23 protein-coding genes and 1 pseudogene are annotated in these 23547 nt (G+C 48.5%); 10 read left to right on the plus strand and 14 right to left on the minus strand.

Going from position 1 to position 23547, the window contains the following annotated elements:
* Nucleotides 1-35: 35 nt before the first annotated feature.
* From P6910_RS18960 to adk, 5 genes are all read right to left on the minus strand, one after another.
* The gene (locus P6910_RS18960) at nt 36-824 is read right to left on the minus strand and encodes a class I SAM-dependent methyltransferase (RefSeq protein WP_317142813.1); all 789 of its coding nucleotides are present in this window, start codon (nt 822-824) and stop codon (nt 36-38) included.
* Between the two features lie 142 nt (nt 825-966).
* Entirely contained in the window at nt 967-1626 is a 660-nt protein-coding gene (locus tag P6910_RS18965) for a peroxiredoxin (RefSeq protein WP_317142814.1), read from the minus strand.
* 282 nt (nt 1627-1908) lie between these two features.
* The gene (locus P6910_RS18970; RefSeq protein WP_317142815.1) at nt 1909-2712 is read right to left on the minus strand and encodes an undecaprenyl-diphosphate phosphatase; all 804 of its coding nucleotides are present in this window, start codon (nt 2710-2712) and stop codon (nt 1909-1911) included.
* A gap of 110 nt (nt 2713-2822) precedes the next feature.
* Nucleotides 2823-3494 (minus strand): tRNA (adenosine(37)-N6)-threonylcarbamoyltransferase complex dimerization subunit type 1 TsaB, encoded by a 672-nt coding sequence (gene tsaB / locus P6910_RS18975; RefSeq protein ID WP_317142816.1) that lies wholly within the window; start codon nt 3492-3494, stop codon nt 2823-2825.
* Nucleotides 3495-3645: 151 nt separating this feature from the next.
* Nucleotides 3646-4296 carry an adenylate kinase gene (gene adk / locus P6910_RS18980; protein ID WP_317142817.1) on the minus strand — a complete coding sequence of 217 codons (651 nt, stop codon included), beginning with the start codon at nt 4294-4296 and terminating at the stop codon, nt 3646-3648.
* 224 nt (nt 4297-4520) lie between these two features.
* Between adk and P6910_RS18985 the strand changes: the two genes are divergently transcribed.
* Nucleotides 4521-5021 (plus strand): hypothetical protein, encoded by a 501-nt coding sequence (locus P6910_RS18985; protein WP_317142818.1) that lies wholly within the window; start codon nt 4521-4523, stop codon nt 5019-5021.
* Nucleotides 5022-5389: 368 nt separating this feature from the next.
* On the opposite strand, the gene P6910_RS18990 is transcribed toward P6910_RS18985, so the two are convergent.
* Entirely contained in the window at nt 5390-5773 is a 384-nt protein-coding gene (locus tag P6910_RS18990; protein ID WP_317142819.1) for a DUF971 domain-containing protein, read from the minus strand.
* A gap of 210 nt (nt 5774-5983) precedes the next feature.
* Here P6910_RS18990 and P6910_RS18995 point away from each other — a divergent pair, with 210 nt between their 5' ends.
* The 3 genes from P6910_RS18995 to P6910_RS19005 all read left to right on the plus strand — a co-directional run bounded on the left by P6910_RS18995 (nt 5984) and on the right by P6910_RS19005 (nt 8660).
* The gene (locus tag P6910_RS18995) at nt 5984-6313 is read left to right on the plus strand and encodes a hypothetical protein (RefSeq protein WP_317142820.1); all 330 of its coding nucleotides are present in this window, start codon (nt 5984-5986) and stop codon (nt 6311-6313) included.
* A 505-nt stretch (nt 6314-6818) separates the two neighbouring features.
* The gene (locus tag P6910_RS19000; RefSeq protein WP_317142821.1) at nt 6819-8354 is read left to right on the plus strand and encodes a TatD family hydrolase; all 1536 of its coding nucleotides are present in this window, start codon (nt 6819-6821) and stop codon (nt 8352-8354) included.
* A 57-nt stretch (nt 8355-8411) separates the two neighbouring features.
* On the plus strand, nt 8412-8660 hold the full coding sequence (locus P6910_RS19005) for a hypothetical protein (RefSeq protein ID WP_317142822.1): 249 nt from the start codon (nt 8412-8414) through the stop codon (nt 8658-8660).
* A 79-nt stretch (nt 8661-8739) separates the two neighbouring features.
* On the opposite strand, the gene P6910_RS19010 is transcribed toward P6910_RS19005, so the two are convergent.
* On the minus strand, nt 8740-8964 hold the full coding sequence (locus tag P6910_RS19010) for a hypothetical protein (protein ID WP_317142823.1): 225 nt from the start codon (nt 8962-8964) through the stop codon (nt 8740-8742).
* Between the two features lie 486 nt (nt 8965-9450).
* Here P6910_RS19010 and P6910_RS19015 point away from each other — a divergent pair, with 486 nt between their 5' ends.
* Both P6910_RS19015 and P6910_RS19020 read left to right on the plus strand, forming a co-directional pair.
* Nucleotides 9451-9894 (plus strand): hypothetical protein, encoded by a 444-nt coding sequence (locus P6910_RS19015; protein ID WP_317142824.1) that lies wholly within the window; start codon nt 9451-9453, stop codon nt 9892-9894.
* A 283-nt stretch (nt 9895-10177) separates the two neighbouring features.
* Complete coding sequence (locus P6910_RS19020; RefSeq protein ID WP_317142825.1) at nt 10178-11350, plus strand: LPS O-antigen chain length determinant protein WzzB; 1173 nt, start codon at nt 10178-10180, stop codon at nt 11348-11350.
* A 43-nt stretch (nt 11351-11393) separates the two neighbouring features.
* On the opposite strand, the gene hslU is transcribed toward P6910_RS19020, so the two are convergent.
* From hslU to P6910_RS19045, 5 genes are all read right to left on the minus strand, one after another.
* Nucleotides 11394-12734, minus strand: coding sequence for an HslU--HslV peptidase ATPase subunit (gene hslU, locus P6910_RS19025; RefSeq protein WP_317142826.1), 1341 nt, complete (start codon nt 12732-12734; stop codon nt 11394-11396).
* Nucleotides 12735-12827: 93 nt separating this feature from the next.
* On the minus strand, nt 12828-13376 hold the full coding sequence (gene hslV, locus P6910_RS19030) for an ATP-dependent protease subunit HslV (protein ID WP_257255452.1): 549 nt from the start codon (nt 13374-13376) through the stop codon (nt 12828-12830).
* Nucleotides 13377-13580: 204 nt separating this feature from the next.
* Nucleotides 13581-15683 carry a S9 family peptidase gene (locus tag P6910_RS19035; RefSeq protein ID WP_317142827.1) on the minus strand — a complete coding sequence of 701 codons (2103 nt, stop codon included), beginning with the start codon at nt 15681-15683 and terminating at the stop codon, nt 13581-13583.
* A gap of 71 nt (nt 15684-15754) precedes the next feature.
* Nucleotides 15755-16354, minus strand: coding sequence for an SPOR domain-containing protein (locus tag P6910_RS19040; protein ID WP_317142828.1), 600 nt, complete (start codon nt 16352-16354; stop codon nt 15755-15757).
* 483 nt (nt 16355-16837) lie between these two features.
* Nucleotides 16838-16978 (minus strand): hypothetical protein, encoded by a 141-nt coding sequence (locus tag P6910_RS19045; protein ID WP_317142829.1) that lies wholly within the window; start codon nt 16976-16978, stop codon nt 16838-16840.
* Here P6910_RS19045 and P6910_RS26905 point away from each other — a divergent pair.
* Nucleotides 16935-17351 (plus strand): annotated as a pseudogene (locus tag P6910_RS26905) (trypsin-like serine protease); the annotation flags it as partial. The gene P6910_RS19045 and the pseudogene P6910_RS26905 sit on opposite strands and share 44 nt — an antisense overlap.
* 200 nt (nt 17352-17551) lie before the next feature.
* On the opposite strand, the gene P6910_RS19050 reads toward P6910_RS26905, so the two are convergent.
* Complete coding sequence (locus P6910_RS19050; protein ID WP_317142830.1) at nt 17552-17839, minus strand: hypothetical protein; 288 nt, start codon at nt 17837-17839, stop codon at nt 17552-17554.
* Nucleotides 17840-17942: 103 nt separating this feature from the next.
* On the opposite strand from P6910_RS19050, the gene leuS reads away from it, so the two are divergent.
* Nucleotides 17943-20540: a leucine--tRNA ligase gene (gene leuS, locus P6910_RS19055; RefSeq protein WP_317146570.1), complete on the plus strand. Its 2598-nt coding sequence runs from the start codon at nt 17943-17945 to the stop codon at nt 20538-20540.
* Nucleotides 20541-20608: 68 nt separating this feature from the next.
* Here leuS and P6910_RS19060 read toward each other — a convergent pair whose 3' ends face one another.
* The gene (locus tag P6910_RS19060) at nt 20609-21025 is read right to left on the minus strand and encodes a response regulator (protein WP_317142831.1); all 417 of its coding nucleotides are present in this window, start codon (nt 21023-21025) and stop codon (nt 20609-20611) included.
* 148 nt (nt 21026-21173) lie between these two features.
* Between P6910_RS19060 and trxC the strand changes: the two genes are divergently transcribed.
* A complete protein-coding gene (gene trxC / locus P6910_RS19065) occupies nt 21174-21614 on the plus strand; it encodes a thioredoxin TrxC (protein WP_317142832.1) in 441 nt (146 codons plus the stop codon).
* 84 nt (nt 21615-21698) lie between these two features.
* The gene (locus P6910_RS19070; RefSeq protein WP_317142833.1) at nt 21699-23540 is read left to right on the plus strand and encodes a hypothetical protein; all 1842 of its coding nucleotides are present in this window, start codon (nt 21699-21701) and stop codon (nt 23538-23540) included.
* Nucleotides 23541-23547: the final 7 nt, after the last annotated feature.

The following is a 23547-nucleotide window of genomic DNA, read 5'->3' on the forward strand; positions in this document are numbered from 1 at the left end:
GGATGATGAAAGAGGGTCCGTTAGCCCTCAACCTTTCACTCAAACGCTTGAAGAGCGTGGATATCATACCTGCATGCCTTTCCTTTCAGTTTGTAGGTAGGTGAGGTATTGCCCAACTCCGGGGATAACCGGGGTCTTTTAATCACCACCCGGTATTGGGCCAGTTTCAGGGCAGGCTCAAGCAACTCATCGGCATCGGGATCACCTGATAATAGTGCCTGAAAGATTTTCATTTCCTTTTTGACCTCTGCAGACTTCTCTTTTTGGGGAAACATGGGATCGAGATAAACGACATCGAACTGTTTTCCAAGGGACAGACTCGACTCCATAGCACGACGACTGTCTTCTTTAATCAGCTGCATACGTCCGGCAATCTCTGAGACCTCCGGATCTGCTATCGCTCTTCTGATGCCGTCTTCCAGCAAAGCGGCGATGACGGGAGAGCGCTCAATGACTGTCACCTTGCAGCCAAGAGAGGCCAGCACGAAGGCATCTCGACCAAGTCCACCCGTGGCATCCAGAACATGAGGTTTGACACCTTTATTCAAACCCACGGCTTTGGCTATGTCCTGACCTTTGCCGCCACCGAACTTTCTTCTGTGGCCTGCCTTGCCTCCCACAAAATCAACACTGATGGGATTTTCTTTTCCACAAGCCCGTGTCAGGGAAAGACGATCATCTTCAAAACCCAGAATAAGTTGATTTTCCCGGCAGCCAGCCGGATTCTCAATGTAAGTGGCTCCATCCATGGAACTCAGCAGCGTATCAAGATAGGCTTGCTTATCAGGATCCGGATGAATTTGAATTACGACAGAACTGATCATTCAGCTATTGCTCACAACATATTTCGTTAGATCGGATTTTATCACTGGGGGGCTGTTTGGAACCTCAAACCATAAAAGAAACAGCAGACGTTTGGCCTGCTGTTTCTGTCAATGGGAGAAGTTTTAGCTATCAGTTCGAGCATTAATCAGGCTGAGCGACCATCCTAAGGTAAGGCTTCAGAGTCTTCCAACCCTGCGGGAATTTCTTTTTAGCTTCTTCTTCTGAAACCGCAGGTGGAATAATCACATCCTCACCAGGCTGCCAGTTCACCGGAGTTGCCACCGTGCATCGGCTGGTCAGCTGAATAGAGTCCAGAGAACGAAGGATCTCGTCAAAATTCCTGCCGGTGGTCATTGGATAGGTCATCATCAATTTGACCTGTTTGTCAGGGCCGATGATAAACACGGTTCTGACCGTAGCATTGGTGGCAGCGGTTCTCCCTTCTGAGCTATCACCCGCGTCGGCAGGCAGCATGTTATACAGCTTCGCTACGTTGAGGTCCGTATCACCAATCATGGGGTACAGGGGCAGGTGCCCCTGGGTCTCCTCAATGTCTCTGGCCCAGCGTTCATGATCATCTACAGGGTCCACACTCAAACCAATGAGCTTACAGTTGCGTTGTTCAAACTCTGGTTGCAGCCGGGCCATATAGCCAAGCTCTGTCGTACAGACGGGTGTAAAGTCTTTCGGGTGGGAGAATAAAATAGCCCAGGAATCACCTATCCAGTCATGAAACTGAATAGAACCTTGGGTGGTTTGAGCCGTGAAATCAGGGGCAACGTCATTAATTCTCAGAGTCATGTCAATTCCTCAGGGGTCAATCTCGGGTCAAAAGCCAATATCTCAGCACAGTCTATGAAAAAGTGTTCTCATTACGATCAGTCTGAAACAGATAAAGTCTTGCCCGATCAGTCCCGAATTACAACCTATGAGAAGTAAAGCCTGTTTATGCAAATGATCAACAGGAATTTACAGGCTGAGAATGAGGTCACATTTTTAATAATAAAAATGTGAGTATTTATAAGATAAAGTCACCCATCCAAGGATAGGTGGCGATGCTTTAAGCGCACAACATGCTGATGGTTAGAACACCATCACGGCAATCAATACTGCGCCGAGAATAAAGCGATAGATCACAAAGGGCATCAATCCGATTCGATTGATAAACGACAGGAAGAAGTATATACAAACCCAAGCACTGACGCCTGCCAACAGGGCACCAGAGAAGAGTACGCTCCAATCCACCGGCTCTGTTGCCTTAACAAGGTCCAGTGCCAGAAGCAGCCCTGCCCCCAATATGACCGGAATAGAAAGCAAAAACGAAAAGCGGGCTGCTGCCTCCCGGGTCAAACCGAGCATTAGGCCAGCGGTCATGGTTATGCCTGAGCGAGAGGTTCCCGGAATCAGGGCGATAGCCTGGGCAAAGCCAATCAACATGGCCTGACGGAAGTTTAACTTTTCGATAGGCTGTATTTTTTTCCCCTTGTAATCAGCCCAACCGAGAAGCGCACCAAATATCATGGTTGTCCCGGCAATGACGGCAATACTGCGCATAGCTTCATCCAGGCCCATGGACTTCAGAACAAAACCAAACACAACCGCTGGTAAGGTAGCAAAAATCAGGTACCAACCCAGACGACTGTTGACCGATGCGCCTTTCCCCATCAGGGAGCCCAGCCAGTCCTGAGTAATTCTGATCAAGTCCTTACGAAAATACCCCACAACCGCGATCAATGTGCCAATATGAACCGCCACATCAAATGCCAGCCCCTGATCCTTCCAGCCCAACAACTGCGCAGGCAATATCAAATGAGCAGAACTGGAAATCGGCAGAAACTCTGTCAAGCCCTGAAGCAGAGCGAGAATGATTACCTGAAGGCTATCCATGATAGCTTCCCTCCCCTGACGGGTATATCACCCATGCCGATTTCAATGACATCTCACAAAGTAAGAAATCACTTCACATCAGGCCATTATTGTTAAAGGAAAAACGAGTATTATCGTTCACTTTTCTTGAGAGCCACCTTATCCCTCAGATAGACAGGTCTGGCTTGTTCAGCAGGTACACTGAGTCCTTCGTTGAAATCAGCCGCAGCCAGAATAGCGATATCTGCCGCCCTGGGATAAGCTTCGGGGAAACATTTCACCACTTTTGCTGCCAGCTGTTCCCGGAACTGCCAACCCGTCCCGATTCCCAGCCAGTTCTCTTTGCCGTCGGGCAGGACAACTTTTTCGGGGGTGATAACACTTTCTTCAATCACCGGTTGCATCAGTCCATTCTCTTCCTTGAAAGCACCCCAATAAACCTCACCCATACGGGCATCAATAGCAGCCAGTACAGCGTTTGACTGATGCACTCTGAAGCCTTCCTGCGCCAGTGCTCTCAGAGTTGACACGGCAACAACCGGCTTATCGATGGCAAACGCCAGCCCCTGCACCATGGCAGCCGCTATTCTGAGACCTGTGAAAGCACCTGGCCCGCAACCAAAAGCCAAAGCGTCCAGATCAGACAGGCTGACTGCCTGTTTTTTCAGTAGCTTGTCGACCATTCCCAAAAGCTCACGGCTGTGCCTTCTGGGTAACAACTCAAAATGCTCAACAATCTCACCATCCAGATTCAATGCCACTGAACAGGCTTCTGTAGCGCTATCTAGAGCCAGAATTTTCATCGGCGTATCTCTAATAGGGATAACTCATGCACGTAACGGCGTATTATATCGTTGCCAGCTCATGAGAAAGTCTCCTGAAAACGTAAAAAAGGACGAACAGTCGTCCTTTTTTCTACGATCAGCATCATGAGATGCCAGACAGCAGAGCTTATCAGGCAGCCGCAGGCTTCAGGGCACAGATCACTTTGGCCTTGATATCATCAACACTGCCTACGCCCTCTACACGGCTGTAGCGGGTCTGACCTTCAATAGTCTTATAGAAGCTGACCAGAGGGGCCGTCTGGTCATGGTAAACGCCCAGACGCTTGCGTACGGTCTCTTCCGTATCGTCATCACGCTGAATCAGGTCTTCACCCGTAACATCATCTTTACCTTCAACCTTCGGTGGGTTATAGACAACGTGATAGGTTCGGCCGCTGTCAGGGTGAACACGTCTTCCTGCCATGCGTTGAACAATCTCTTCGTCTTCAACGGCAATTTCGATCACATGATCAATATCGACACCGGCATCACGAAGTGCTTCAGCCTGGGGAATGGTTCTGGGAAAGCCATCAAACAGGAATCCTCTGGCACAGTCATCCCTGGCAATACGCTCTTTAACCAGCTCAATGATGATTTCATCTGAAACCAGGGCGCCGGAATCCATAACCGCTTTTACTTTAAGGCCCAGCTCGGTACCGTCCTTGATCGCTGCGCGCAGCATATCGCCGGTAGAGATCTGGGGGATACCAAACTCTTCCATGATGAACTGGGCTTGCGTACCTTTACCGGCACCCGGGGCACCCAACAGAATCACTCTCATGAACAGGCTCCTGTCTGACAAGACCCAGTGTTTGAGCATTGCCACGACGATTTTAAAAGGCACAAAGGATATACACAGAGCCACCGGGTTACAAGTTGATACAGGAAAATTCTAACCCTCCCTGTGCCCATCACCCGGGTAATCAGAATTAACTCACACCTGTGAAATTTCTTAATCCCTTGGCCGATAAAGTCTCCAGAATGCCATTGTGAAGAGAAGCAGACATGAAAAGGTCATATAGAGCAAAGATACTGTCCATAATAACTATGACCCTAATGGCTATGGCCCTGCCAGTGACGACTCTGGCACTCCCTAATGCTAAAATCACGGGGCATCGCTGGCTACTCTCCGCCATAAAAAGTAACCGCCCCCCTTCTGGCTATCTCGATCTCAACAACTGCAGTATCAGCAAGAACATTGGCGACCTGCCTGCTGACAAGCGCACTTACAGAGTTTCATTTGCCGAAAATTTTTCCTACGATCCCGAAGATGGCAGCATCTCAACCATCATGAGCAGGCTTTACCAACAGACCCTTAACCTGGGTGAAACACCAGTTCTTATCAGTAGACCTGCCACCGTTATCCTGACCAGCAGGCCTCAGAGAGAATCGGTCACTTACCAGATCGTCGTCTCTCACAATGAGAGAACCCTGATGCAGCTCTACGAATGCCCCTGGAGTACAGCGGTCTATTTGTGGAAACCCAAGGGGACACTGTTCGACTAGGAGCCTGACCGAGAATAGCGCCCGTAGCGAGGACGGCAGAAAATTCGGTTTTGTAAGGAGAGTAGCGAGCTATTTGACGAACAAAAGCGGATTTTCAGACCAATTTGCTGCCGCCGCACGACTGCATGGATGCAGGAGCTAGAGCAACGCAGGAGCAGTTGCCGCGTAGGGCAGTCTATTCTCGGTCAGGATCCTAGCAGCCTGTCGGACTTAAGCGTCCGTAGCGAGGATTGCAAGAAATTGAGGATAAAAATCTCTGTTTCTGAGGAGAATAGCGAGCTATTTGACGAAGAAACAGGGATTTTTAGACCAATTTATTGCAACCGCAGTAGGACAGTCTTAAGTCCGACAGGCTGCTAGTTAAGGATTTAACTGATCATCAGTTTGACGACATCAGCATCAGGCTCCCGGCTTTCACCCGCCCGGTGCAGCTTCTCCAGATAGGCCTCCCAGTACGCTTCCTGGTTGACACAAAGATCGTAGAGATAGCCCCAGTCGTAGATGCCGCTGTCATGACCATCATTAAAGTGAATTTTAATCGCATAGTGGCCCACCTTTTCTATATTGGTGACCTGAACCTGCTTTTTTCCGGTTTGCAGCACTGGATTACCATGTCCCCTGACCTCGGCAGAAGGACTGTGGACACGAAGCATCTCACTGCTGAGCTGATAAGTCTCATCGGCGCTGTATTTCAACTCCAGTCGTTGGGATTGCCTGTGAAAGTTCAAAGCTTCGGGGATTTTTTGCTGCATGCTGAAAGGTCTCTACTGCATCGTTAAATGACTGGCTCAATGCAGTTTACATCAGAGTCCTGTTTTCTTGTTAGTTATGCTTACGTCAATGTTCTGAACTTTCGATCTGAGAACCATTCTAATTTATTGAAGGACATCGCTGTTGAATGCCCTTCAAACCGATCTCCTTGTAATCAAGGATAATACTCATTTAATAGAAAGGAGCTTAATATGATTAACCCGGATCACACTATCGGCGCCGTTGGAGGTTCAAACCCAACTACGTCACAACCTGTTCAACCTCAACCGCAAGAAGCACAAGAAGGTGCTTGTTATGGTAGGACTGTCACGACTGCTGATTGCAGAGTTCCACCTCTAACAGAAACACAATCCGTTATTTGTGAAGGACCTCTTGGATCAGTCGGCTTCAGCCCTGATGGCAAAACAGCGTTATATGGTAATTTCGGACACGTGTCATTTCTCAGTGACAATAAAGTGCGAACCTTCATTCAGAATACCGATGGACAATGGGTAGAACGAGACACTTCTGCGAAGAAGTGATCAACTCCGCTACTTTCAGCACCAGGTGACTACCATCTGTTGATTGCAAGTAGCGATAAAACGTTGAAAATCTCTGCACTACGAAGGGATTGTTCAATGGCCTCCGACAGAGTCGGAGGCATCTAAACTCCAACAACTCGTTCCCACGCTGGGACCCACAGGACCTAAAAGCATGGGAGCCAGAGTTTTAACACCCTCTTCTGGTTATTTCCTTACGATCCCGCAGATAGCTGCATCTCAACTGGCATGAACAGTGGTTGAGATTGCTTCAAAGCTTCGGGGATTTTTTGCTGCATGCTTAAAGTCACTACTGCATCGTTAAATGACTGGCTCAACGCAGTTTACGTCAGAGTCCTGTTTTCTTGTTAGTTATGCTTACGTCAATGTCATGAACTTTCAATCTGAGAACCACTCTGATTTTATTGGAGGACATCGCTGTTGAATGCCCTTCAGCCCGATATCCTTGTAATCAGGGAGAAGACTCATTTAATTGAAGGAGCTTAATATGATTAACTCAAATAACACTACCGGTACTGTTGGAGGTTCAAACCCAAACACGTCACAACCTGTTCAACCTCAACTGCAAGAGGCTGGAGAAGGTGCTCGTTTTGGTAGGACTGTCAGTACTGGTGATAGCAACAATATACTTTCAGTAAGAACACCCGACTTTTCTCATTCTCAAACGGGCAGATCAACCACCTCCAGCCCTGATGGCAGATTTGTGAAAGTTGATGATGAAAAAGCGATACTTCCCAATATCACGTCACCCAGTTCAGTGTCCCCTCATGGCGTTAGCAGCAAAGGTACGCAATGGGCCGCAGACGAAGCGGATCTGAAAGTCTGGCAAGAAGGCCGCTCAAAGCCACGGAAAATGAAAAAAAAGAAGAGATCCTCAGGTTCTACTGACAAGCCTTCTTCAGGCGTTTGTCCCATTGCATTCCGATACTCTGGCAACACGAACTACCATGCCGTTCAGGGTCGGCAGGTCATGGATCAGGGCCTGGAGTCCCGATATTGCCAGCGCTCAACCGGGGCCACTGCATTACCTGATGCGCCTGCCAGGGATGATGAATCTTCTGGTTTCCAGCTAGCTACCCGGCCAGAGTCGGGCAAGGTAAATCTGACTCCCCCGAGATACAGGCCTCAATACATGACGCCACTGGTTGATATTGGAGCCAATCTCGTTAAAGACCGCTTTGACTTGCCCCAGGTTCTTGCAGAAGCTTCCCGGGCAGGGGTTGGTAGCATCATGATAACGGGCACTTCCATTTCTGCGTCGAAAGATGCTCAGAAACTGGTGGCTCAATGGTCGGAGCCATCGGCGAAAGCCACCGAAGCTTGTGGGTTTTCAGATTCCCCCCCATGCTCTTTGTACTATACAGTGGGATGCCATCCACACAATGCCAAGAATTTCCGCCGAGATGGTGGCATACGGGAACTGAGAAAAATACTTAAACAGGGGGATCGTCACTGCATTGCGGTGGGTGAGTGTGGATTGGATTACGATCGCGAATGGTCGTTTCCTGATGTGCAACGAACCGTGTTCAGGAAACAATTGGCGCTGGCTGCAGAGCTGAAAAAACCACTGTTTTTGCATGAGCGACTTGCCCATGATGACTTCATCGGCATTCTGAAAGACCACATAAATCAGTTGCCTTCACCAGCCATGGCTTGCGTTCACTGCTTCACGGGTAACAGTGAGCAACTGCAGGCCTATCTTGATCTGGGCTGTTCCATCGGAATTACCGGTTATATCGGCGACAAACGTAACAAAGATCTGGTTAAGGCACTGCGCTCTGTCGGTTGGGAGACTCTGCGTGAGCGCCTCATGGTTGAGACCGATGCACCGTTTTTAAAGCCTTATCTGGTTATGCCAGAACGGTTAGAACATCGTCGGCGTGGTAAAAGAGAAAATGATAATGAACCGGCTAATCTGCCCTATGTGATCCATGCGCTGAGCCAGGTGCTGGGTGTGGATGGCGAAGAGATTGCCGCTGCAACCACCGACAATGCCAGACGTATATTCTCCCTCGGTGACTGACGCAGTATTGGTATCCCGGTGAATCGGATTATTGACACCCTCCCCGCCGTAAAGAGGGTGTCGCAAAACACCAACAGCTCGTTCCCATCCTCTGAGGTCGTCATTCCCGCGAAGGCGGGAATCCAGCGCCAACGTTGGATCTCTGCCTTCTCAGGGATGACAGGGCCAGGGGGGGGTCGCGGGCAGTATGGTTCTGGTGGTGAGTCAGTGTGGATTCCCGCCTTCGCGAGAATGACGAGAATGAAGCCGGGAATGACGGGAGTCAACTCGTTCCCACGCTGGAGAGAGTTTTGCGACAGCCTCTAAAGAAGGTGTCGCAAAACTCCCTGAGGTCGTCATTCCCGCGAAGGCGGGAATCCAGCGCCAACGTTGGATCTCTGCCTTCTCAGGGATGACAAGGCCTGGGGGGGGGTAGCGGGCAGTATGGTTCAGGTGGTGAGTCAGTGTGGATTCCCGCCTTCGCGGGAATGACGAGAATGAAGCTGGGAATGACGGGAGTCAACTCGTTCCCACGCTGGGAGCCACAGGGCTTAAAAGCATGGGAACCAGAGGTTTTGCGACCCCCTCTACTGGTTATTTTCCTTGGAGGCTGACAGAGAATAGCGCCCATCTAGGCGACCCCGTAGTGAGGACGGCAGAAAATTGAGGATGAAAATTCGGTTTTGTGAGGAGAATAGCGAGCTATTTGACGAACAAAAGCGGATTTTCAGACCAATTTGCTGCCGCCGCACGACTGCATGGATGCAGGAGCTAGAGCAACGCAGGAGCAGTTGCCGCAGAGGGCAGACTATTCTCGGTCAGCCTCCTACGATCCCGCAGATGGCAGCATCTCAACCGGCATGAACGGTCGTTGAGATTGCTTCAGGGCCTCGGGAATTTTTTGCTGCCTGCTGGAAGTCTCTACTTCATAGTTATATCACTGGCTCAAAAAAGCTGACATCAGAGTCCTGTTTTCTTGTTAGTTATTCTTGCAGCAATGTTATGAACTTCCAGGCAGAAACCCGTTCTAACTAGCGTAGGACATCAATGTTGAATGCCCTGCAAACCGAAATCCTTGCAATCAAGGAAAATACTTATTTAATTCGAGGAACATAATATGAACGTAAATAATAGTAACATTACTGGCGCTGCTGGGTTTCCACCCGCTCCAGAAGCTCCGGAAAACGCCCCAACAGGTAATTCTTTTGGGAGGAGTGTCATCGTCGTTGATGCTAAGAGTTTTAATTACAGTGCGTCAATCTATGATGCTAGAGGTGAAATAAAAGCCACCATTCACACACCTGATCAGATCACTTCAGCCGAGTTAAGTGCCGATGGCACCCGAGCGATGATTAACACTCGCGATGGAGTGTCGCGTGCCTACTCCCTCTCTCATAAAACTGAGGGGCTCTGGATCTTAGAGGATTCGATTACTCCAGCCGACTTAAGTGCCGATGGCACCCAGGCGGTGATTACCACCAGTGATGGAGTGGCGAAAACCTACGCTAAGGATGCTCAAGGGTTATGGTCCTTACAAGAAGACACTTCTATGGAGAAGTGATCAACTACGCTTCTTCAGTGCGGTGACTGCCATCACTGAACTAAGAAGGGATTGTTCAATGGCCTCCGACTGAGTCGGAGGCGTATTGACTGACGACCTCAAAAGACTTTTGTTGCACTCAAAGGCGCGAGTCAAAACCAGGTTTCAGCTGATCTCGTTTTACCAACAATAGCCTCTGGAAGACCGGCATAAAATCACAGGAGACATTAACTCTTTTATTCTGGATAATGTTGCAGCACTAAATTTACAACGAATAAGTACGCTTAAGGATTTTATCCCAGGTATGAATAATCTACAGACCCCAAATCAGTTGTACCATAATCCTTATCCTGACGATGAAATTGACCTTTTTGAACTTGCAGAGAAACTGTTTGACCAGAAATGGCTGATTATAGCGATTACCACTCTGGCAACAGCTATTGCTGTGATTGCTGCCTTCAAACTTCCTGTAAGCTATACAACCGAGGCAGTCTTAAATGATTCTTCCCCAGCAAATATTGCCGCCTGGAACAGCAACGTTTTCTTGATTGCCGCAAATGGTGAAAGCAAGGACTCCAAGCATCTGACCACTGAAGAAGCCTATCAGCTGTATCTGAAGTATTTAACCAGCCCTGCCGCAAGGCGTTATGCATTCCAGAAGTCGTCTTTTGCAAACACTGCTTCCGATCATAGCTCAACGCCTGATCAAAAAATGCTCGCAGCACAATACAAAGCATTTTCTGATAACTTAGCTATCACAACGGGCAAGAATGATAATCGGACGAACATTCGATACAGCTCTTCAAACCCTGAAGAATCAGCATCGATCATCAATGAAGTTCTTTTGCCCTACGCCCAGGAACGGTTCGTAAAGAATATGCATGAGAACTTTCATGCACAGGTTGAAATAACAAAAAAGCAGATAACAAGCCATATTGACCGTCTGGAATCAAACTTCATATCTTATAACAGACTGCGCCTGACAGAATTGAAGGAAGCCTTGGCCCAGGCTCAAGCCGCCGGAATTACGGAACTCCAGACCAGTCAAGTGAATGCAACCATTATTGATGGAGCTACTTACTTACTGGGTGAAAAGCTTCTGAAGTCAAGGGTTGATGCGGTCAGTAGCAGAATTGAGAAATATCGCTTTTACAGTAGGCCCAATGCAGAAGATAGCGCAGAAAAACCCTACATCAGAGGTGTATCCAGTCGTGTTTACCAACTCGAACAATTGGAAAAACTGGACCCGGACTTTTCTACCATGATTCCTGCCAACTTAGAACAACCTGCAGCCGTGCCAGTTTCGCCCTCCAAACCCAACAAAAAGCTTATCGTCGTTTTGGGAGCTATGTTAGGGCTGATGGCTGCCGTCTTTCTTGCCCTGATCAGGATAGCGCTGAAAAACAGAGAAGAGAAAAAGCGAGCTGCCGACCACAACTCTCTGAGTATGGTCAGCCAGGAGCCTGACCGAGAATAGACTGCCCCAGACGGGCGCTATTCTCGGTCAGGCTCCCAGAAGATCAGAGAATATAGCGACTCAGATCTTCGTCCTGAACCAACTCGCCCAGATGCTCGTTAACATAGGCAGCATCGATCAACAGCGGTGATTCGCTGTGCTTAAGGGAGAGGTCTGCTGCACTGAAGGAGATCTCTTCCAACAAACGCTCAATCACAGTGTGCAGACGACGGGCCCCGATATTTTCAGTGTTCTCGTTGACTGTCCAGGCCACTTCAGCGATACGGGCAATACCGTCTTCAGCAAAAGAAATATCGAGTTCTTCTGTCTTCATCAGAGCCTGATATTGCTTTGTCAGGGAAGCATTAGGCTCAGTCAGAATACGAACAAAGTCTTTTGTAGTAAGTGCCTTCAACTCAACACGAATAGGCAGACGACCCTGCAGCTCTGGAATGAGATCAGATGGCTTGGCGAGGTGAAATGCACCTGAAGCCATGAACAGAATGTGATCCGTTTTGATCATGCCGTACTTGGTGGAAACGGTGCAGCCTTCGATCAGTGGCAACAAGTCTCGTTGAACACCTTCGCGGGAAACATCCGCGTTAGAGCCGGAAGAACGCTTGGCCACCTTATCAATTTCATCGATGAAGACAATGCCATTCTGTTCAACAGACTCAATCGCTCTGGTTTTCAATTCGTCTTCATTGACCAGTTTCGCAGCTTCTTCGTCCTGAACCAGTTTCAAAGCGTCTTTGACTTTCAGCTTGCGCTTTTTCTGCTTACCGGAATTCAGATTCGAGAACATGTTCTGCAGTTGGCTGGTCATTTCCTCCATGCCGGGAGGAGCCATAATTTCCACCCCCATCGCCGCTTCGCGAACATCGATCTCGATCTCTTTCTCATCCAGCTGGCCTTCACGCAGCTTCTTGCGAAACACCTGACGGGTTGAATTATCCTGAGGCTTTTCGGACTCTTCCGAGAAGGAACGGGGAGGCGGCAACAAGGCATCCAGTATCCGCTCTTCTGTGGCATCAAGAGCACGATCTTTTACTCTCTCAACTTCCTGCTCACGCAGCATTTTTGTAGCTGCATCCACCAGATCTCTGATAATGGATTCTACATCACGGCCAACATAACCCACTTCTGTAAATTTGGTTGCCTCAACCTTGATAAAAGGTGCATTAGCCAGTTTGGCCAGACGACGAGCCACTTCAGTCTTACCGACACCGGTAGGACCAATCATAAGAATATTCTTGGGGGTGATTTCATTTCGCAGCTCTTCATCCAACTGCATGCGGCGCCAGCGATTGCGAAGAGCAATGGCTACGGCACGCTTGGCATCATCCTGGCCAATAATATGTTTATTCAGTTCGTGAACGATTTCACGAGGGGTCATATTTGACATGTCACAGACTCTGTTAACGAAAGATCAGTCTACTCACAAACGCTGTCAGCGAGAAGCCGGATTGTGACCGGCTTCTGTTTTTCGGCCTCTTGGTCAGGACTGCTCAATCTTGATTTCTTCGATAACCCGGTTCTGGTTGGTATAGACACAGACATCTGCAGCTATTTCCAGACTTTTCTCAACGATATCTTTCGCACCCAGGTCAGTATTCTGATAGAGCGCTTTGGCAGCAGACTGAGCAAAGAATCCACCCGAGCCAATGGCCAGAATGCCATCATCAGTGACCATTACGTCACCATTGCCGGTAATGACCAGAGATGCTTTGGCATCTGCTACAATCAACATGGCCTCCAGACGCTGTAAGGTTCTGTCGGTACGCCATTCTTTCGCCAGTTCAACGGCTGCTTTTTCCAGACGCCCATGATGCTTTTCCAACTGGGCTTCAAAACGTTCGAAAAGAGTAAATGCGTCTGCTGTACCACCAGCAAAGCCTGCTATAACTTTGCCTTTGAACAGGCGACGCACCTTATGGGCATTGCCCTTGATGACGGCATTACCCAGTGAAACCTGACCATCACCCCCTACGACCACACTGTCGTTTCGACGAACGGACAGAATGGTGGTGCCACGATACTGTTCCAAGGTGGGCTCCTTTTGGCATTTTGCTTGATTCGTCACTTAATATTGGGGATGGGAGAGAATTATCAAGGGGGCGGCGGGGAAAAACTTTCCATACCGCATTACGAGTTCCTAACCAGCTGGTTATCCGCCTGATTTTTTGCATTAGAAAATTTCGAAGTTAGCACTAATGTAACACTTAACAGCGTTTTCACACCTGACAGTCCGTTACACCCTATCGAAGCATTTCAGGATAAAGGAGTAATCAAATGCAATTTCCTCTATCCATTCGTAACGCTTGCTGGCACCGGCATGACCTGCATGCATTTTCATATTGAGGATCAGGGGGTTGTCATCGGTTTTCAACGCTCTGAGTTTGGCCACCATTTTGGTCGGTTCCCAATAAGTGACCTGCTCATCGGATATCCCCGAGTTGTAGAGCGTAGGAGGATAGTCCTTTGCTTCTATGTTGTCATAGGGCGAATAAGCTGAGATGTAATCAAAGTCTTCTTTACTGGTGATCGGGTTGCCCCACTCTTCCCATTCTGGCGCAGTCAGGGGCAAAGACGCATCGCTGATGGTATTGATCACATCGACAAAAGCCACATCGGCAACAACACAACCAAACAGGTCGGGTCTCATATTGGTCACGGCACCCATCAGCAGACCGCCCGCACTGCCACCATTAATAGCGATTTGACCCTGGGCCGTATAGCCACGACGAACCAGGTACTCACAGCAATCAATGAAATCGTTAAAGGTATTCATTTTGTGCTGCATTTTGCCATTGAGATACCAGCTATACCCCTTGTCATCCCCGCCCCTGACATGTGCAATGGCATAGACAAAACCGCGATCAATCAGACTGAATTTAGGCGAAGAAAAACCTGCCGACATGCCATAGCCGTACGAACCATAGGCATACACCATGGCCTTGTTGCTTCCATCCAGCCTCGTTCCTTTCTTATGGATAATGGTCAGTGGCACCTGCTCACCATCTCGAGCCATGGCGAACTCTCTCTTCACTTCATAAAGCGAGGCATTAAAGTTGGGAACATCTTTGCGATAAACCTCTGTCAAAGCACCCTTTTCCAGATCCAGCTCAAACACCGTGTTTGGCGATACGGGTGAATCGTAGTCTAGCCTGACAACGGTTGCCTGATGATTCCAGTCACCATAAAAATCCAGACAATAAGCCTCATCCGGCATTGAGATAGTTGAGAAGGTTCCGGAATCCATATCCATCACAGCCACTTCATCCAGTACTTTCTGGTTATTCTTGCGCTCAACAATCAGAAAGCGGCTGTAGAAATGGATGCTACTCAGGCACAGGTCCTTCTGCTCAGGGATAAACTCCTGCCAGTTTTCCTGGGGCCACTTTTCCTGGGCAATCGTCATTTCAGAAGCGGCCGGACACATCATAACTTTGAAGTCGTTGGCTCCATCCTGATTGGTCAGAATGTAGAAGTCGCCCCTGTAATGTTCCAGAGAGAACGAGACATCGTTCTCGCCCACAGCAAACTTTTCAAACTGATCTGAATCCCGTCCGGCCAAATACACGACATGAGTCGAACCACTATCCAGATGAATCATGAAATACTCACGATCATTGGTTCGTGATAATGACAAAAACATGCTGTCGTATTCCTCAGGCTTGGAAAAGATTAACTCTTTTTCAGCAACACCTTTATGGATATGGACCTTGTAGACATCACGACCACGACCTGACTCATCCCGCTCAACAATGTAGAGGTGCTCATTGCCGTGCCAGAGAAAAGACCCGGTACTGTTTGCAAACTCCCAATCCAGATCCTGCCCAGTCGCCAGATCTCGAACCCGGATAGTCCTCTCCATTGAACCGGTCAGATTAAAGCTGTAGGCAAAATGAGTCTGCCTAAGGTTGGTGCCTGAAGCACCGAAAATATAAAGCTCTTTACCTTCTGCTTCACTGTTTATGTCAAAGTAGACTTCTTCAGGCGCTTCTCTTGAGCCTTGCTTGCGACAGAGAATCGAATAATCTTTGCCTTTTTCTTCTCTTGAGTAATAGAAAAAACCACCTTCTTTGACCGGCCAGGATTCATCGTCTTCCCTGATACGGGAAAGAACTTCACCGTAGAGAGTTTCTTGAACACCCTTGTAGCCTTTCATAAACTCATCTCTGTAGGCATTTTCAGACTGAATGTATTCAAGAACTGCCGGATTATCAAAATCCAGATCACCGGCAATAAACTTCTGCCAATTTTTATCTCTCAGCCAGTGATAGTCATCAACCCTGCTAGTACCATGTTGAACGATCTTGTGGGCTATTTTTTGGGCTATCGGTGCTTTCATATCTATCACCTGATTCATTTTTCTTCGCTTATGGCACTTTATTATTCGAGAATATAACTAGAAGAATCCAATTATTTCATTCTCAACAACAAACCATCAATCTTGAAATCAGCCAGCACCTGCTTAGCCTGATCAATACTTTCCGATGTATCAAAAGGCCCCAGCTGAACCCTGTGCCACGATTCCCCTGCACCCACGGTTACCTTGACGACCCTGGGTTCCTGACCTGCCAGGAGCAACTGCGCCTTCAGACGCTCGGCATCTTTGGCACTTCGAAATGAACCAGCCTGTAACAAATATTTCACACCGGGCTTAGTGGCTGTTTTCGCTTCAGGCACGGATTTCGGGCCCGTTTTTTCACTGACTGTTACTGTAGGTGGCGACTGACGTTCAACAGGTTCAGGCAGAATCACTTCCTGCTCAGGCAGCACGGTATAAAAATCGAAGACCGGCTCCGGGCTTTTCTTACTAGACTGAGCCGTTTCAGCTGTCTCCTTAGAAGCATTAACGGAAACAGGAGCCGGTGTCAGCTTGATCAGGAAAGCCACAAAAAAGCCAGCCGCAAAACCTGTCACCAGCCACATCCAGCCTGGCAGTTTCGACTGTTGATTGGATTTCTTTTTCGAAGCGGCCTTGCTGGCGCCTCTTCTTGTTGGAGTACGGGTGCTCATATGCCTGATGCAAAATCTGTTTCAAGAGAAAAAACAAGAGACTCATCGTCACTCATGAACCGGATTTTTGCACAATATCCTTTTTAACAAGACGACTTTAACGAACAGGATCATATTACCACGGATACCCTTAGTTACCACGGAGTACACGACACCTTGTGACTTTACATCTGGTCATGGTGGCCAATCCCGAGCTGAAAAAGGATCATCTCAAACCGGTGGTTAGAAGGTCATTTCAAGGGGGGTCAACACAACAGAATTCAAGCCCGTAAGTTCATACCCACGCCGGGTGAACCAGATGCTTTCAGTTCTTTCCCGGGCTTCGCCTTCCAGCCAACGCTGCCATCGCTGGTGAGGCTGAAGCAGGCCTTATTTGGTAAGTGCAGAACAACCAAAATATGCTAATTTCGTAAGCAACTTTCATAGACTCAGGAGAGCTGAATCCGTGCATGCAAACAAAAAAGCAATCTTAACTCTGTTTTTTTATACCTTTATGTCCAGAGGTGTTTTTGCCGCATCATTGGATAGAGTTGAACGGTATGTGCCATCATCAGTAGTACCCATTGGCACATATCCATGGATTGCCTTTTCCTCCTCCTCCTCATTATGTACAGCAGTACTCATATCTGACATTCATCTGTTGACTGCAGCCCATTGTGTAAGTTCGTTAAGCGAAAATGATCGTCTACGACTTTTTTTCTTTAATGAAGCTCATGCTCCAGTCAGAGAGGCTGTTAGATATATCAAGCACCCTGATTACAGACATCCAAACACAATACACGACATTGCAATCATTGAACTGGAGGATTCAGTGAACATAGAACCTCCAAAAATGCAATTAAATGCAACATGCCCTGATCTCCGGGAAGTTGCGCCCCATCCAATGGCTGCTGGTTATGCAGCTGGAAAAATATTACGATCAGCTTCTTTAAATTGGCTCTCTACATGTCGAACTGACGTGTATAAACTTTGGTATGCAGGTATATCGCAAGGAGGCGACTCAGGAGGACCTTTGTTTTATTTTCAGAATAACGAAACTTATATATTAGGAATACATAAATCTTTCTACATCTCGTTTTCAGCGAGTGCACTCATTCAGAATAAAGTATCTTTATCTTTCAATCGCGAATTCATCGGTGACTCAATTGCTTTAGAAGAAGTGTATCAGGAACATTCTGGCACTTGGTTTATTTCTGGTCATTCACTTAATAAAAAAAACTGGAATAAGTTAGCTACATCCGGTACACCCACTTCATCCAATACATCAACTTTACTCAATACGTCTACTTCACCCAATACATCCAGTTCATCCAATACATCGACCAGGTCCACCTCAAATACTTCATCCAGTACATCATCAAACTCACATTTTGTTGCCCTGCCTGCTCTGTTGTACATTGTTCTACAAGCCCCATAACAAAAAATTCCAGAAGCGCTACCCCCACTGCCCTCACTCATGTATGCTTCGCAGGTTATAGTGAACACCCGTGTTCTCCTCCGCTCTGCAATTAAAAATTTGTACATCTGTGCAAATTTTTAATTGCAGAGTTCGAAACCCTTTAAATCCAGATTCTCGCAAAGAGCCATGATGGAAGAGCATTACCAGCCGCACAAGATTGAGACAGAAGCCCAGAAATACTGGGAAGAGAACGACAGTTTTGCTGTCAGTGAAGAGGCCGGCAAGGAAAAGTACTACTGCCTGTCCATGTTCCCTTACCCCAGCGGCCGACTGCATATGGGCCACGTTCGCAACTACACCATTGGCGACGTGGTATCCCGTTATCAACGTATGCTGGGTAAAAACGTCCTGCAACCCATGGGTTGGGATGCCTTCGGTCTACCGGCAGAAAACGCCGCTATCAAAAACAAAACCGCTCCAGCCCCATGGACTTACGAAAACATTGACTACATGAAAGGTCAGCTCAAGCGTCTTGGCTTCGGTTATGACTGGAACCGTGAGCTGGCCACCTGCAAACCGGACTACTACAAGTGGGAACAGTGGTTCTTCACCAAACTTTACGACAAGGGTCTGGTCTACAAGAAGATGTCTTCTGTGAACTGGTGCCCCAACGACGCCACTGTGCTGGCCAACGAGCAGGTAGAAGATGGCCGTTGCTGGCGTTGCGACACTCTGGTGGAGCGTAAAGAGCTGCCCCAGTGGTTTGTGAAAATCACGGCTTACGCAGACGAATTGCTGGCTGACCTGGATCAGCTGGAAGACTGGCCTGAGCAGGTCAAAGCCATGCAGCGCAACTGGATTGGCCGCTCCGAAGGTGTTCAGATGACCTTCAAAGTGGCTAACCCGGTTGCAGGCTCACCAGAAGCATTCCAGATCTACACTACACGCCCGGACACGCTGATGGGTGTGACTTACGTGGCCGTTGCTGCAGAGCACCCTATCGCCAAAGCAGCGGCTGCCAATAATCCGAAACTGGCCGCTTTCATTGAAGAATGCAAGTCCAACGGTGTCACTGAGGCAGAAATGGCCACCATGGAAAAAGTGGGTGTTGATACCGGTATTCGAGCCATTCACCCAATGACGGGCAAAGAAGTACCTGTCTGGGCTGCCAACTTCGTATTGATGGATTACGGCACCGGCGCTGTTATGGCGGTACCCGGTCATGATCAGCGTGACTACGAATTTGCTACCCGCTTTGAACTGGCTATCGAACAAGTCATCGAGCCTGCAAACGGCGAAGCGTGTGACCTGTCCAAAGAAGCGTTCACTGAAAAAGGCAAGCTGATCAACTCCGGGGAATTTGACGGCCTGAGTTCTCAGGAAGCATTCAATGCAATTGCCGACAAGCTGATTTCTCTGGGCAAAGGTGAAAAGCAGGTTAACTACCGTCTGCGTGACTGGGGAGTCAGTCGTCAGCGTTACTGGGGAGCTCCGATTCCCATGCGTTATCTGGAAGACGGTACTGAAGTCACAGTCCCTCTGGAAGATCTTCCGGTGCTGCTGCCTGAAAATGTTGAGATGGATGGTGTTCACTCACCCATCAAGGCCGATCCTGAGTGGGCTAAAACCACCCATAACGGCCAGACAGCAACCCGTGAAACCGATACCTTCGATACGTTCATGGAATCCAGCTGGTACTACGCTCGCTATTGCTCTCCTCAGACTGACGAGCAAATGCTGGACCCGGCGGCTGCCAACTACTGGCTGCCCGTCGATCAATACATTGGTGGTATTGAACATGCCGTTATGCACCTGCTTTACTCCCGCTTTTTCCACAAACTGCTTCGTGATGCCGACCTGGTTGACAGCGACGAACCCTTCAAAAAACTGCTCTGTCAGGGCATGGTTCTGGCTGATACCTTCTACAAGCTGGACGATAAAGGCTTGAAGCACTGGATTGCACCAAACGATGTAGACTTTGAACTGGACGACAAAGGTCGATTGATCAAAGCCACCCTGAAGGAAACCGGTGAATCCGTTGAGCATGCGGGCATGAGCAAAATGTCCAAATCCAAAAACAACGGTATTGATCCACAGGAACTGATCGATAAGTATGGTGCCGACACCATTCGTCTGTACACCATGTTTGCTGCACCTCCCGAGCAGACCCTGGAGTGGTCCGAAAGCGCTGTTGAAGGCGCTCACCGCTTCCTGCGTCGTTTCTGGAAACAGGTTTCTGAACATCTGGCTTCCGGAGATGTACCGGCTCTGGACAGCAAGGCTTTGAGCAAGGAACAGAAAGACCTGCGTCGTAAAACTCACGAAACCATCAAAAAGGTTTCCGATGATTGCGAACGTCGTCTGACTTTTAACACCGCTATTGCTGCCATCATGGAATTGAACAACGCGATTGCCCGGTTCAGGGACAACAGTGATCAGGCTCGTGCCGTGCTTCGTGAAGCTCTGGAAGCCTCCACTCTGATGCTGGCACCTATTGCTCCTCACGCTATGCACAGCGTCTGGAATGCCCTGGGTCATGCAGAGCCCGTGGTTCAGGCTGGCTGGCCTGCGGTGGATGAGTCCGCCCTGGAGAAAGACGCCATCACCATGGTGGTTCAGGTCAATGGCAAAGTTCGTGCAAAGTTGGAAGTTCCAGCCGACATGGATAGAAGTGCGATTGAAAAGCTGGCGCTTGAGCAGGAAAATGTAACCAGGTTCACTGAAGGAAAGACCGTTCGCAAGGTGATCGTAGTGCCCGGAAAACTGGTCAATATCGTTGCCAACTGATGGGTTAACGTCGGCCCCTTGTCAAAAAGGCCAGCATTTTTGCTGGCCTTTTTCCTGGGAGACATCATTCAGCCGAGATAATCGACCAGGGTTTGAAATAAATAATCACGTTCAATAGGCTTGGTTAAGTAGTCGTCCATGCCTCTGGATAAGGCTTTGTTTTTCAACTCGTCAATAGCATGAGCACTGAGACCGATAATGGTATGCTCTTCTATTCCGGCCTCCTGTTCAAACTGCCGGATTGCTTCGGTGGCAGTGTAACCATCCATGACGGGCATTTCACAGTCCATCAGAATCAGGTCCCAGCTCTCCGGATCACTCTTGCAGTACTCCAGGGCTTCCTGACCGTTTTCTGCAAAAACCGGCTCAATATTGACTTTCTTGAGTAACTTCTTCAGCACCAGTTGATTGGCAGGATTATCTTCAGCCACCAGCACTTTCTTGTTATCCAGCACACCGGACTCAACGATTTGGTAAACGTCCATGATTTAACCTTCTTGTAATATTTGCCCTACTTTCAGATTAGCGGTTAACCCAGAGATTGCATTAATGCATCTGGTCTTTTGTTCTATAAACAAGTCATAATCGCCCACATATATCAAGTACAGTTACTCATTTTCCTCAGGTAATGACATGTCTCAGCCCTTGCAAATCGTCTGCCCCAAATGCAGTACTCCCAACCGGGTCCCTAAAGAGCGCCTGGAAGACGGGGGCTCTTGCGGCAAATGCAGGAGCAAACTCTTTGACGGCAAACCCGCAGAACTCAATTCCGGTAATTTCAAACGTTTTCTGGCCCAGACCGATATACCGGTTGTGGTGGATTTCTGGGCTCCCTGGTGCGGTCCCTGTAATGCCATGGCTCCAGCCTTTTCCAAAGCAGCAGGTGAGCTCGAACCCAACATAAGACTGGCAAAACTGGATACCCAAAAGCACCAGCAGATTGCTGCCCAATTGAATATTCGCTCTATCCCAACCCTGATTGTGTTCAAAGGCGGGAAAGAAATCGACCGTATATCCGGTGCCCTGCCCGCCAATCAGCTGAAGAAGTGGATTAAAAATGCGGCCAAAAGCTAATAAAAACCAGAGGCAATAATAAATAGAACGACTAATGCTCTACTATTCTTAAGAAACGGATAGAAAACGGCATACAGGGACAGTATGAGCTTGATCGACAAAACCTCAGGTCAGGGTCCAAAATGGATACAGCCTGAGCAGGACAATCGGGTTTCCAAGGATGGCAAAGTTAAGGTGTTGCGTGATGTCATCAGTAAGATGCTCCCTCCTGGAGATCAGGTGACTCCTGAAAAAAAGTCCATCTATAAACGGGGCGTCCGGGTTATACCTCCAACGCCTAAAGAAATGTACAAGACATCGTCCCAGCCGCGCAGACAGGCACCGTCGGCGACCGATCTTAAGCCGCAGAAACAACCCTCTGTTGAGCAGAAGACCCCACTCAGACCCAGAAGCCAGGTGCTGACTGAAAGACCCCAGGAAGCTAAATCAGTTGCCAGTCGATCCATTAGCAAGCCTGCGACACCTCCAACGAACACATTGCTTCAGACGGCCGCTATGCAAAAAGCGACCAGCAATCTACTGGACCATCACCTGGCCAAAATATCATGGGCATCGGACAAGCAGGCAGAGTACCGGGAACTGATTGCAACCTTCAAACCCGGCTCCTGTGCTGAGGGAGATGATGCGTTCTCTGACGTACAGGAAGCCCTGAGGGGTGCAGCCCAAAAACTGGGAATCCCGGAACTCGCAGACGATCCCGCTGCGATAAAAGACTTGCAAAAGCATTTTTATCGGCGTCTGGAAACAAAGGGTAAAGAACTTCTGAAGCAAGCTCCCCCGGAAAGAACCGTTAAAAAAGTGCCTCCAAAACCACCAGTCCGCACCAGCTCACTGCCCGATAATGCAGCTGCGACTGCAAAAAGCAAAGAGCCTGCGAGTGTGCAGAAAACGCCTGTCACACCATCAGAGAAGGTTGAGGCAGAGTCGGCCACTCCTATCACTGAAATTTCTCTTCCGACCAGAAACCGTAGAAAAAGACAAGCGGCACTGGATGCACCGGCAAAATATATGTCCAAAAGTCTCGCTCAGCGCAAGGACACCCCCTGGAAAGAGCAGATGCCCAAATTTTTCACCCGATATCTGAGAGCCATGGCTCTGACGGGGGCTTCCGAAAAAGGGGGTATCGATAAAAAATGGTTCAAGCATGAAGTACCAGGCGCCTCAATCCTCAGTAACAAAAGCAGTGCTTCGGATACCCAGAAAGGACTCAGGAACAGACTGGAAGATATTGCTTTCCAGAAAGGTGAAAGTCTTACCGGCTTCTATCGTTTCTTTGATCAACATCAGCTCGGCAGAAACGTGAGAATGGCGGCAGTCAGTCAGATGATGTTACCCCTGTCCGAGCACGGCCATCTTGACCCCATGAGTCTGCAGGACCTTGAACCCAACTCAGGTAAAGAAGTATCCCAATGGCTGAATCAACAACTGGATGCGATATCCCAGCAGGAATATCAGAATTACACGACGCTGCTGGATGACCTCAAGAACAGAACAGAAGGTAAATACAAAGTACGCTTGGATGACACGCCTTTCGGTAAAGTGCCTCTGGAAAGCATTACCGAGAAAACCCATGGTACAGGTGTCTTCAAGGTAGCACGGGTAAACAGTTTTCAATACACCCTCGATCATTGCACACCCTGGCTAAAATCCGCTCACCCCGTCACCGAAAAATTTGCCGAATTGCGCCTGAAGGACACCAAAGGAGATAATGATCAAAATTTAACAGCCGGAGGAAATAAAGGTCAAAATTTAACAGCCGGTCAGCTCGAAGAGTTGAACAACCAGGCAAAAGGACTGTTAAGCGAAATGAGCCAGATAAACATGAACAAGGTCCCAAAGAGTGTTCAGGCCATCATGGATACAGAAAAGAAAAGTCTGGAAAGAATTGTCACCAAATATCAAGAGCTGGCCAAGCAAAATACCTAGGAGCCTG

This window comes from Endozoicomonas sp. 8E (assembly GCF_032883915.1).
Classification (GTDB): domain Bacteria; phylum Pseudomonadota; class Gammaproteobacteria; order Pseudomonadales; family Endozoicomonadaceae; genus Endozoicomonas_A.

Coding starts and splice junctions, on each gene's coding strand:
- P6910_RS19070 (WP_317142833.1), top strand. CDS start 21,699: ATGAGCTTGATCGACAAAACCTCAGGTCAGGGTCCAAAATGGATACAG.
- P6910_RS18960 (WP_317142813.1), bottom strand. CDS start 824: ATGATCAGTTCTGTCGTAATTCAAATTCATCCGGATCCTGATAAGCAA.
- P6910_RS19035 (WP_317142827.1), bottom strand. CDS start 15,683: ATGAAAGCACCGATAGCCCAAAAAATAGCCCACAAGATCGTTCAACAT.
- P6910_RS19015 (WP_317142824.1), top strand. CDS start 9,451: ATGAACGTAAATAATAGTAACATTACTGGCGCTGCTGGGTTTCCACCC.
- trxC (WP_317142832.1), top strand. CDS start 21,174: ATGTCTCAGCCCTTGCAAATCGTCTGCCCCAAATGCAGTACTCCCAAC.
- adk (WP_317142817.1), bottom strand. CDS start 4,296: ATGAGAGTGATTCTGTTGGGTGCCCCGGGTGCCGGTAAAGGTACGCAA.
- P6910_RS19045 (WP_317142829.1), bottom strand. CDS start 16,978: ATGAGTACTGCTGTACATAATGAGGAGGAGGAGGAAAAGGCAATCCAT.
- P6910_RS19000 (WP_317142821.1), top strand. CDS start 6,819: ATGATTAACTCAAATAACACTACCGGTACTGTTGGAGGTTCAAACCCA.
- P6910_RS19010 (WP_317142823.1), bottom strand. CDS start 8,964: ATGGGCGCTATTCTCTGTCAGCCTCCAAGGAAAATAACCAGTAGAGGG.
- tsaB (WP_317142816.1), bottom strand. CDS start 3,494: ATGAAAATTCTGGCTCTAGATAGCGCTACAGAAGCCTGTTCAGTGGCA.
- P6910_RS18965 (WP_317142814.1), bottom strand. CDS start 1,626: ATGACTCTGAGAATTAATGACGTTGCCCCTGATTTCACGGCTCAAACC.
- P6910_RS18990 (WP_317142819.1), bottom strand. CDS start 5,773: ATGCAGCAAAAAATCCCCGAAGCTTTGAACTTTCACAGGCAATCCCAA.
- hslU (WP_317142826.1), bottom strand. CDS start 12,734: ATGTCAAATATGACCCCTCGTGAAATCGTTCACGAACTGAATAAACAT.
- leuS (WP_317146570.1), top strand. CDS start 17,943: ATGGAAGAGCATTACCAGCCGCACAAGATTGAGACAGAAGCCCAGAAA.
- P6910_RS19020 (WP_317142825.1), top strand. CDS start 10,178: ATGAATAATCTACAGACCCCAAATCAGTTGTACCATAATCCTTATCCT.
- P6910_RS19040 (WP_317142828.1), bottom strand. CDS start 16,354: ATGAGCACCCGTACTCCAACAAGAAGAGGCGCCAGCAAGGCCGCTTCG.
- P6910_RS18985 (WP_317142818.1), top strand. CDS start 4,521: ATGAAAAGGTCATATAGAGCAAAGATACTGTCCATAATAACTATGACC.
- P6910_RS18995 (WP_317142820.1), top strand. CDS start 5,984: ATGATTAACCCGGATCACACTATCGGCGCCGTTGGAGGTTCAAACCCA.
- P6910_RS19060 (WP_317142831.1), bottom strand. CDS start 21,025: ATGGACGTTTACCAAATCGTTGAGTCCGGTGTGCTGGATAACAAGAAA.
- P6910_RS18970 (WP_317142815.1), bottom strand. CDS start 2,712: ATGGATAGCCTTCAGGTAATCATTCTCGCTCTGCTTCAGGGCTTGACA.